Origin of the sequence: Streptomyces sp. NPDC059861, from assembly GCF_042731435.1 — a bacterium.
Classification (GTDB): Bacteria; Actinomycetota; Actinomycetes; order Streptomycetales; family Streptomycetaceae; genus Streptomyces.
On the sequence record NZ_JBHWJQ010000033.1, the window covers coordinates 59,449 to 69,440 of the forward strand.

The window sequence follows — 9,992 nt, forward strand, 5'->3', positions numbered from 1 at the left end:
CTGGTGAGGCTACTCACAGGCCGCTTGGGGGCGTGCAGCGCAAACACAGGGTTCTCGCGATCCGTCTGCGAGGCACAGCGGCATGGAAGCGCGCCCTGTCAGCGGGGCTCGACGGGGATCTTGCGTGAGCGGAACCCGGAGCGTGCCCGGACCGACCCTGCGGACACGACGATGAGCAGCGCGCCAAGGGCCAAGCACAGGCCCGCCGCCGTCCACTGCGGGGTCACAGGCCCGAGGCGGGCGGGCAGGGGCCCGTGGTGCTCGGCGCGCGTTGTGACCGCTTGCCGCCCGGGCTGCGGCGCTGCCCGCGTCGGCCTCCGTTCGCACCGCGCCCTGTGTTCCATGGCCTGGCACGACATCGACCTCACGACCACATGTCGGACTGCCCCATCCTGTGTACTGCGCGCAGCATGCTGCCTGGCAGGTCGTCAGCGGAACAGCCGGCCGAACCTGCTAATCTCCTCCGCGAATATCTTCGGTTGTTCGAAGGCCGCGAAGTGCCCGCCTGCGCTCGCCTTGTTCCAGTAGACGAGGTGGGAGAACGCCTTTTCAGCCCATGCGCGAGGCGGCGTGTAGAACTCCTTGGGGAACAGAGTGACGCCCATGGGAAGGTCGATCTTTACGGCGTTCATGGTGATGTCGGAGTTCTCCCAGTAGAAGCGCGCCGCCGAGTCGGCTGTCCTGGTCAGCCAGTAGAGCGTGATGTCATCCAGCATCTCGTCCCTGGTGAGGACCGATTCCGGATTCTTGTTGCTGTCTGTCCAGACCCCGAACTTCTCGTAGATCCAGGCTGCCTGACCGACGGGGGAGTCCGCCAGAGAGTAGGAAACGGTCTGGGGCCTGGTCATCATCTGCAGCTGGTACCCGATTTCGTGCTTCCCCTGCGCGTCCAACTGCCCCATCGCGAGCTGCTCCTCCGGGGTGAGGTGCTTGAGGTCGAGGTCGGGCGGCACGATCTGAGGGAAGTTCAGATGAATTCCCAGCAGCCCCTTGGGTCGCAGGACTCCCAACTGAACGTTGACCGCCGCGCCCCAGTCCCCGCCCTGGGAAAGGTAATGGTCGTATCCGAGGCGCGGCATGATCTTGGACCAGGCCTTGGCCGTCCGCACACGGCCCCACCCCAGCTCATCCGGGTGGTCGGAAAATCCGTATCCCGGCAGGGACGGAGTGACGACGTGGAAGGCGTCTCGCGGGGATCCGCCGAACTCGGTCGGGTGCGTCAGACGCCGGATCACTTTGCGGAATTCTAGGACCGAACCGGGCCAGCCGTGCGTCAGCATGATGGGCATGGCGCCGGGGTGCGGTGACCTGGCATGCAGCAGATGGATGCTCACGCCGTCGATCACGGTGCGGTACTGCCCGAACCCGTTGAGCAGGGCCTCGACGCGGCGCCAGTCGTAGTGGTGCCTCCAGTACTCGACAAGCCGCTTGACTCGCCACAGCGGAGCTCCCTGCGACCAGTCGTCCACGAGTTCCTCGCTCGGCCACCTGGTCAGGTCCAACCGGTGCCGCAGGTCCTGCAGCATGCGCTCCGGCACGTGCAGTCTCATGGGCACGACCGCTCCACTGGCGGGTCGCGGCACGGTGAGGCCCGTCGCCTCTGTTCCCGGCCCGGCCAGGGCCTCGGCCACTCCGGATGTCATCGCGGACGCGGCCGACCCCGCTCCCAGGGCACCCATGGCGTACAGCAACCGTCGACGGCTGAGATTGGCAGCTCGACTCGTCATGCGCTTTTCACTCCAGTCGGTATGTGTGCGTCGGACAGCCGGCGTCAGAACGGGAAAGGGCCGGCTCTGATTCGCGACCTGTCTCGCGGGGATGGCCGAGACGATCACCCGTATGCGCAGGGAAACAAGGCACCTGGCACCATCAGGGATGTGTTCGTCAGTCATCGAACATCGCGACCGTAACACCAGGAAGTCGTCGATCGGTGGTCGAGGTGGCAGGGCTCACATGTCACACCGTGTATTCGCCGAGCGGAGATGTATTCGTCGGTGAGAGCGTCGTCACCGGTGCTTCGGAGGGTTCAGGTGAAGCCGGCCGTGTTAGGTTGTTCGTTGTACGTCGAACGATGTGATCGACATGAATCACGCAGGCTCCGCCGGTCGGAGCGCCGGCCGAGACGGGTGTTGTTCCCTGGCCTGCGTGCACATCCCGACCAAATAGAGCCGTCCCGTGACGCTGCTGCCAGTCGTCCCCATTGTGTCGACCACCCACGGGCGCAACCGAGTTCCAGCAGAAGGAAAAATGCCTTGAGTGACATCACCCCGGCCATCCAGGAGTTCATCTCGCGTGTCGTGCACGACGGGAGCAACTACCGCATGGACGCGATGGAGAAGCTCTACACGGACGACATGGCCATCCTCTTCCCGACCCGGGAGGGGGCGATCGCGGCAGCTCCCCGCAATGAGGTCTTCGCGGAGTTCGCTGCTCGCGGCAGGGCGGGTGAGGCGCCCCTGTCCACGGAGTACGAGATTCTGCACCTCGAGGAGCAGGGCGACTACGCGACCGCGCTTCTCTACCGTCGGATGAGCGACGCCGCCGCGCCCTTCCTCTACGAACTGCGACTGCGGCGCGGCGGCGCCTACGGGTGGCTTGTCGCCGGAGAGACTGTCACACCGTGGCCCGATCCGAAGACGGCGGGCGCTTTCCTTCCCCCGCGGCAGGCAGCCTGAAGAGCTGCGGAAACCCTGGTCGCGGATGCGCACGGCACGGCTGACTGATCATGGGGGCGCGGCTGAGGTTGTGCTCGCGCCACGGCTTGAACGGTGTGGTGGAGGCCGGTACCAACCATGTGGCAGCGTCCACCGACGTCGGTCGGCTTGAGCAGGGGCATCGGGAACGTCCCATCGACTTCCGTCAACGGCCGACACACCCGCGGCGAACCGCCTGCGCGACCCATCACTTCTCGACGAAGGAACACGCTCACCATGTATGCGACAGCGCACATCGGGCTCACCGGTCTCGGCGTCATGGGCCGTAACCTCGCCCGCAACTTCGCCCGGCACGGTTACACCGTGGCAGTCCACAATCGATCCGTGTCACGCACGCGAGCGCTCATCGAGGAGTTCGGGCACGAGGGCTCCTTCGTCCCGGCCGTGGACGCCAAGGAGCTCGTGGCGACGCTGGAGCGGCCGCGACGATTGATGATCATGGTACAGGCGGGGGCTGCCACCGACGCGGTGATCGATGAATTCGCGCCACTCCTGGACGCCGGTGACATGATCATCGACGGCGGCAACGCACACTTCGCCGACACCCGCCGCCGCGAGGAGGCGCTCCGCGACCGCGGTATCCACTTCGTCGGCGCCGGCATATCCGGCGGCGAAGAGGGTGCCCTGCACGGGCCTTCCCTCATGGTCGGTGGGTCAGTGGAGGCCTACGACGTTCTCGGCCCCATGCTGGAGGACATCAGCGCCAAGGTCGACGGCGAGCCATGCTGTGCTCACGTCGGCAGCGACGGCGCAGGGCACTTCGTGAAGATGGTGCACAACGGCATCGAGTATGCCGACATGCAGCTTCTCGCCGAGGCATTCGACCTGCTGCGGCAGATCGCCGGGTACACGCCCGCGGAGACGGCGGAGATCTTCCGGACCTACAACCAGGGACGGCTCAACTCCTATCTGCTGGAGATCACGGCCGAGGTCCTCGCCCACACAGACGCCCACACAGGCGCCCCTTTCGTCGAGATCGTCGCCGACACGGCGGGCCAGAAGGGAACCGGCCGCTGGACCGTGCAGACCGCACTGGACCTCGGTTCGCCGGTCACCACCGTCGCCCAGGCCGCCTTCGCCCGATCCGCCTCCGGCCGGCACCACCTCCGCTCCGCCTACCGCGGTCTGCCGGGCGCCACCAGCGCGTCGCTCGGCCGTACCGAGGCCGAGCGCTTCGCCTCCCGCGTCGAGTACGCGCTGTATGCATCGAAGGTCATCGCCTACGACCAGGGCTGGACGATGATCCAGGACGCGGCCGCCGAGTACGGCTGGAAGACCGATCTCGCCGCCGTGGCCCGCATCTGGCGGGCCGGCTGCATCATCCGCGCCGGCCTCCTCGACCGCATACGCGCCTCCTACTCAGCCCACCCGCACATGACCAGCCTGGTCGCGGAGGAACACTTCGCCCAAGAGATCGCCGAGGCGCAGGTCCCCTGGCGGGAGACCATCGTTTCGGCCGCACGTCGGGGCGTTCCCGTCCCATCCCTCGCCGCAGCACTGACCGCGTACGACACCCTGCGCGCCGAACGCCTGCCGACAGCCCTCGTACAGGGACAGCGCGACTACTTCGGCGCCCACGCCTACCACCGCACCGATCAGCCCGGCAGCTTCCACACGCACTGGGCGCACCCTGAGCGCCCCGAGACGCAGATGTAGTACGGAACGAGACGGCAGCCGCGTGCCAGGACCTGGCCCTGTACCGGATGAGCGTTAGCGGGCGCCTGGCCCGGCGCCGTTCTGTCACAAACCGTCGGTTTGTGCTGTCTGGAGTTCGTACTCACAGTTTCGACGTACAGCGAACATCGAACGAATGGGTTTCTTCATGAGCGTCAACTCCGTTGATCACAACATCTCCGGGCACGTTGCGATCGTCACCGGTGCAGGATCCGGCATCGGACGGGCCACCGCTGTCGCCTTCGCCAAGGCCGGCGCCCACGTGCTCGGCGTCGGCCGTCGCGAGGAGCCCTTGAAGGAAACCGCCGCGGCCCATCCCGGTGGCATCGACGTCCTGGCCGTCGACATCTGCGAAGACGGAGCCCCCGCCAGGATCGTCAGTCGTGCCGTGGAGAAATGGGGGCGCCTGGACTATCTGGTCAACAATGCCGGCGCGACAGCGGTCATGCCGCTGGCCGAGACGGACAAGCAGGTGATCCTCGACCTGCTCGCGCTCAACATCGTCGCGCCGAGTCTGTTGGCTCACGAAGCTCTGCCACACCTGCGCCAGACGTCAGGCACCATCATCAACCTCTCCAGCACCTACGGCCACCGCCCCATGGCGGGCGGCGCCCACTACGCGGCGACCAAGGCGGCCATCGAGCAGATGACCAGGAGCTGGGCTCTGGAACTCGCCGGCGAAGGCGTTCGCGTCAACTCCGTCGCTCCGGGTCCCACGCGCACGGACGTCATGCTGCACGCCGGTCTCACCCAGGAGGCCGCCAACGACATGTACGCCTACGAGCGTGACCGGATTCCCACGCATCACATCGCGAGCGCTGAAGAGATGGCCCACTGGATCCTTCGGATGGCGGAGCCCGCCGGGCGCCACGCCACCGGCCAGGTGATCACCGTCGACGGCGGCCTGGAACTCATCTGATACCGCTGAGCTGCCCCTGGCCGGGCCTGGTCTCCGGGCGGTCGGTGGGGCTCCGGAGGAAGGGCCCGGCCGGGGGCGGCGTTGCCGTGACCGGTCGGCCTCAGGTCGCCACCGCGCACTGGCCGCGGTCCGCGGACCTCGGTCCCTCCGAGGTGGGACGGACGTCGAAGTCGAAGATCCCGGTCGGGAGGTACAGGGAGCAGCAGGCGTTCGGGATGTCGACGATTCCGCTGATGCGTCCCTCGATGGGGGCCGCGCCGAGGAGCAGATAGGCCTGCTCCCCCGTGTAGCCGAACCTCTTCAGGTACTCGACCGCGTTGAGGCAGGCGCGGCGATAGGCAACCGTCGCGTCCAGGTAGTAGTTGGTGTCGGTGTCGTGATCCACGGAGATTCCGATGAAGGAAAGGAATTCCGAGTACCGCGGCTCGACGTTGCCGGGCATGAAGACGGGGTTGGTGGTGACACCGTACTTCTCCATGCCGCCCTTGATCAGGTCGACGTGGAAGTCGATGTAGCCGCCCATCTCGATGGCACCGCAGAAGGTGATCTCACCGTCTCCCTGGCTGAAGTGCAGATCACCGCCCGAGAGCTTGGCGTCCTTGACGTGCACGGGGTAGAAGACGCGCGATCCACGAGTGAAGTTCTTGATGTCGTGGTTGCCGCCGTTCTCCCGCGCGGGAACGGTTCGTGCGCCTTCCCGGGCGACGCGTTCGGCATCCGATCCGGTCGCCTTGCCGGCGAGGGACTCATCCGGGTCGGGCGTCAGGCCCAGAGGCGGTATGCGGTCGGGGTCGGTGTCGATCAGGGCCTGCTCACGCCTGTTCCACCGCTCCAGCAGCTCCGCGGACGGCGCGGTGCCGAAGAGGCCGGGGTGGGTGATGCCGGTGAAATGGACACCGGGAAGATGCCTGGACGTCGCCACCTGCCCGTGGAAGTCCCATATCGCCTTGTAGGCGTCGGGGAAGTAGTCCGTCAGGAAGCCTCCGCCGTTGGCCTTGGCGAAGACGCCGGTGTATCCCCAGCCCTCACCGGGCGCGTCCCCGACCTTCTGTGGTACCGGCCCGAGGTCGAGGATGTCCACGACCAGCAGGTCTCCCGGCTCCGCGCCCTCGACGCCGATCGGACCGCTGAGCATGTGGCATGCCTTCAGGTCGACGTCGCGCACGTCGTTGGCGGAGTCGTTGTTGCCGATCTGCGCGTCGGTCCATTCGCGGCATTCGACGCGGAACTCGTCACCAGGGCGGACCATCGCCGCGTTGGGAACGTCGGGGTGCCACCTGTTGTGTCCCGGTACTTCCTGGTCACGCATCGAACGGGACTGGTCGACGCTGAAGATTACCTCAGGCATGTGAATTCCCCATGTTCTTCTGTGATGTGAGCGGCGATCGTCCCGCCGCGCCTAGCCGTGGCTCCCGGCCGGATGGCCCGGTGTGCCGTACTCCTGCGCGGGTGGCACGGGCCGCCTGTGGCGCAGTGCGAACCACAGCCCGCCGAAGGTCAGCACGCCGAACGCGCCCAGCGCGATCGCGATCTCGTAGTAGTTCTCCGCAGCCCAGTAACCGGACAGCAACAGGAATGCCGGAATGACGCCGGTCACCCAGCCCTCGATCGCGGTCACCCAGCCGACATAGGTCGTCAGGCTCTCCAGTTTCAGACCCAGAAGGAGGAAGAAGAGGAACCAGAGGAACGCCCAGTAGAGCCATATGACTCCGAAGGGCTGATCGCCGAACTGCCGGAAGCTGACGAAGGAATAGCCCAGAGCCACGATCGCCACAAACAGTGAGTAGTACCCCACGCCTGTGCTGTCGAGCCCCATCAGCAGCCCGATCCCTACGTAGAGGTAGGTGAAACCGAAGAGGAATATGCCGGATGCCAGCAGGATTTGTTGGGCATCTTGGTTCGCGGCGATGATGAGGTAGGTGGGTGTCAGAACCTGAAGCCCGCCCACGAACAGATTGAAGACCGCGGCTGACCGGCTGTCCACCTTACCCAGGAGCATCAGCCCGTTCAGGAACAGCACTGCGCCCACGAAGAGAAGTCCGACATTGGCCAAGGGAACGCACCTCCCGGTCCTCTGGGGAGGCAGCGGTGCCGAAGCCGCTTCACACCCTTCCAGGAAGGGCTGACCGGTCGGTTCGGGACTTCACCGTCAGGGTCGGGGAAGCCGGGCGTGGGCCGGATGAACAGGCCTCGGTGCTGCCTCCTTGGCAGGCCCCCGCGTGACCACCACGGGGTTTTCCCGAGACTTTTCCTCTCGCTCGCGCACGGCCGTGACCGCGCGGGGCGTGAGGGCAGTTGCGGGCGCGGAGTACACGCGGCGAGAGGTACTGGAGCACCGCGGGCAGATCTCCTCGGCCGATGCTGTGCCGATGGGCCGCTTCACGTCGAACGAACCGCAGCGGTCGCAGGAATACTCGTACGTCGCCATGAACTGTCTCCGCCGGAGAAGTCATCTCTCATTCAAGGGGACGCCCGCGACGACCGCGTGTCAAGACGGGTCGGCGGTGCCCCCCGCACCGCCGCCCCTGGGGTGTGTCAGGGCGCGCCCGCGATGGCGCACGCGCGGCACGGAGGTCGGCCACAGGTGCACTGCATGATGGCGTCCAGCACATCGCGGTCGTGGTAGAGGCACTCGTCCCGGCAGGTGTGGCGTGGGATGAAGCCCGCCTGCAGCTCGTCCGGCCAGGGCTCCTCGCCCTCCCGGCAGCGCACGAACCGCTCCGGATCGGTGGAGTGGAGCTGCTGCATGCCGTCCCGGGCCTGGCCCTCCAGGTCCCGCGTTTCGGCGACCACCGCCTTGAGCTGGTCGGCGAGACCGGAGAACCGGGTGTCGCCGGTCCTCACATGGGCGGCGCGGAGTGCCATGACGGCGTTGCCCAGGAACCGTCGTGCGTCTTGGAGATCAGTGACGTGGTGCAGCTGGATGCCGGTCACACCCCTGACCCACACGGCGTTTTCGCTCACTTGTCCCACCTTCCGGGCTGGGGTTGCCCCTCTCGTGCGCACTGCTCTTTCCAGCGAAAGTAAATCCGCGATGCGTACCCGTCCAGGAATTTGCTGGTGAAAAGCCTCACAAAGGTGCATTTCGCGATCTCAGCCGAACAGCTCGTAGGACTTCTCGTAGATGCCGTCGGTGTGTCGGCGGGCCTCGGCGTGGATCTTCTGGAGTTTCGCGTAGAGGGCGTGGGGGGCCGAGGCGGGGGTGAAGACCTCGCCGGGGCGCACCATGGCGTCCGTGGCGGTGTCGAAGTCCGGGTAGGTGCCGGTGGCGACGGCGGCGGTGATGGCCGCGCCGAGACCGGCGGCGCCGACGACGGCGCAGCGGCGGGCGGGGACACCGAACACGTCGGCGAAGATCTGCATCATGACGTCGGAGGCGGAGCCGCCGCCGGAGACGACGACTTCCTCGAATTCCGCGCCGAGTTCGGCCGCCATCCTGCCGGCGGTGTCGCCGATCGTCAGCGCGAGTGCTTCGAGGATCGAGCGGTAGATGTGGAAGCGGCCCTGGCGGCCGTCGAAGCCGAGGATGGAGCCCTTGCGGAAGGGGGCCTCGGTGGGGGCGAGCCAGTCCAGGACCGTGATGAGGCCGTCGGAGCCCGGCGGGACGAGGGCCGCCTGCCGGTTGATGTACTCCTCCGCGCTGATGCCCGCCTCGCGCGCCGGACCGGCCGCCTCCTCGCCGAGCAGGTCGCGGTACCAGCTGACCGTCCACATGCCGCGCCGTACGCCGTTGCTCTCGTAGAGGTAGGCGTGCGGGGTGGCGGCGTAGTTGGTCCAGAAGTCGGCGCCGTCCTTGACGCTGCGGCTGCCGACGGTCATGCCGGCGACGTAGGTGCCGAGGGAGACGAGGAGGGTGTCGGTGGAGCGCAGGCCGCAGCCGAGGGCCTCCACCGCCTTGTCGTTGGCGGTGGCGACGACGGGCAGGCCGGCCGGGATGCCGGTGTGGGCGGCGGCGGCCGCGGTGACGGTGCCGAGGATGTCGCCGGGCTGGACGAGGGTGAAGAGCATCGACCGGTCCAGGCCGAGCCCGGCGATCCCGGCGTCGTCGGCCGTCCAGTCGAAGGTGTCGGAGTCGAGGGGCCACATCCCGGCGTAGTTGGCGGCGGTGTCCCGGAACCGGCCGGTCATGCGGTGGGTGATGTAGCCGGAGGAGGTGGTGACGTAGGCGGCGTCGGGCGTTTCGCGCTCGTAGGGGCGGGAGACGCGGGCGTCCATCCAGCTCATGACGGGCTGGGCGAGGGTGCCGTCGGCCTTCAGGACGGCGCGGCAGAACCGGATGGTGCACAGGCCGACGCCGGCGATGTCGGCCGGGTCACCGGAGAAGGCGGCCATCGCGGCCCGGGCGGCCGTGCCGATCGAGGTCCACAGGTCGTCGTCGGGGTGCTCGACCACACCGGGGCGCGGGGTGTCGTAGGGGCGCAGGGCGCAGCGGCCCTCGCTGACGACGTGGCCGTGTTCGTCGAAGACGCTGACCTTGGAGGACTGCGAGCCGTTGTCGATGCCGATGAAGTACCGGGTCATGCCCACTCCGGGGGTGCGGGGCCCGGGCGCCGTCGTCCAGGCAGGAAGTGAGAGGGGTGAAGAGGCGATGCGGGGGGTGGGGGGGCCCCCCCCCCGCGGGGCGGCCCCCCGGGGGGGGGCGCCCCCCCGCGGGGCGCAGGGGGCCCAGGGGAAGAAGGCGGTGG

9 protein-coding genes are annotated in these 9,992 nt (G+C 67.5%); 3 read left to right on the top strand and 6 right to left on the bottom strand.

Features of this window, described 5'->3' with window-relative positions:
• Nucleotides 1–428: 428 nt before the first annotated feature.
• The gene (locus ACFV6X_RS26135; RefSeq protein ID WP_385387311.1) at nt 429–1,631 is read right to left on the bottom strand and encodes an epoxide hydrolase family protein; all 1,203 of its coding nucleotides are present in this window, start codon (nt 1,629–1,631) and stop codon (nt 429–431) included.
• A 621-nt stretch (nt 1,632–2,252) separates the two neighbouring features.
• Between ACFV6X_RS26135 and ACFV6X_RS26140 the strand changes: the two genes are divergently transcribed.
• The 3 genes from ACFV6X_RS26140 to ACFV6X_RS26150 all read left to right on the top strand — a co-directional run bounded on the left by ACFV6X_RS26140 (nt 2,253) and on the right by ACFV6X_RS26150 (nt 5,307).
• A complete protein-coding gene (locus ACFV6X_RS26140; protein WP_385387313.1) occupies nt 2,253–2,675 on the top strand; it encodes a hypothetical protein in 423 nt (140 codons plus the stop codon).
• Between the two features lie 255 nt (nt 2,676–2,930).
• Nucleotides 2,931–4,370, top strand: a complete 1,440-nt coding sequence (gndA, locus tag ACFV6X_RS26145; protein ID WP_385387315.1) for an NADP-dependent phosphogluconate dehydrogenase — start codon at nt 2,931–2,933, stop codon at nt 4,368–4,370.
• A 166-nt stretch (nt 4,371–4,536) separates the two neighbouring features.
• Nucleotides 4,537–5,307: an SDR family NAD(P)-dependent oxidoreductase gene (locus ACFV6X_RS26150; RefSeq protein WP_385387317.1), complete on the top strand. Its 771-nt coding sequence runs from the start codon at nt 4,537–4,539 to the stop codon at nt 5,305–5,307.
• 100 nt (nt 5,308–5,407) lie between these two features.
• Here the strand turns inward: ACFV6X_RS26150 and fmdA are convergent, their stop codons facing one another.
• The 5 genes from fmdA to ACFV6X_RS26175 all read right to left on the bottom strand — a co-directional run bounded on the left by fmdA (nt 5,408) and on the right by ACFV6X_RS26175 (nt 9,828).
• Complete coding sequence (gene fmdA / locus ACFV6X_RS26155) at nt 5,408–6,655, bottom strand: formamidase (protein ID WP_365443647.1); 1,248 nt, start codon at nt 6,653–6,655, stop codon at nt 5,408–5,410.
• A 51-nt stretch (nt 6,656–6,706) separates the two neighbouring features.
• The gene (locus ACFV6X_RS26160; RefSeq protein ID WP_385387319.1) at nt 6,707–7,360 is read right to left on the bottom strand and encodes an AmiS/UreI family transporter; all 654 of its coding nucleotides are present in this window, start codon (nt 7,358–7,360) and stop codon (nt 6,707–6,709) included.
• A 96-nt stretch (nt 7,361–7,456) separates the two neighbouring features.
• Nucleotides 7,457–7,735 carry an FmdB family zinc ribbon protein gene (locus ACFV6X_RS26165; protein ID WP_365443653.1) on the bottom strand — a complete coding sequence of 93 codons (279 nt, stop codon included), beginning with the start codon at nt 7,733–7,735 and terminating at the stop codon, nt 7,457–7,459.
• A 107-nt stretch (nt 7,736–7,842) separates the two neighbouring features.
• Entirely contained in the window at nt 7,843–8,271 is a 429-nt protein-coding gene (locus ACFV6X_RS26170) for a hypothetical protein (protein WP_365443656.1), read from the bottom strand.
• 129 nt (nt 8,272–8,400) lie between these two features.
• Nucleotides 8,401–9,828: an FGGY-family carbohydrate kinase gene (locus ACFV6X_RS26175; RefSeq protein WP_385387322.1), complete on the bottom strand. Its 1,428-nt coding sequence runs from the start codon at nt 9,826–9,828 to the stop codon at nt 8,401–8,403.
• Between the last annotated feature and the right edge of the window lie 164 nt (nt 9,829–9,992).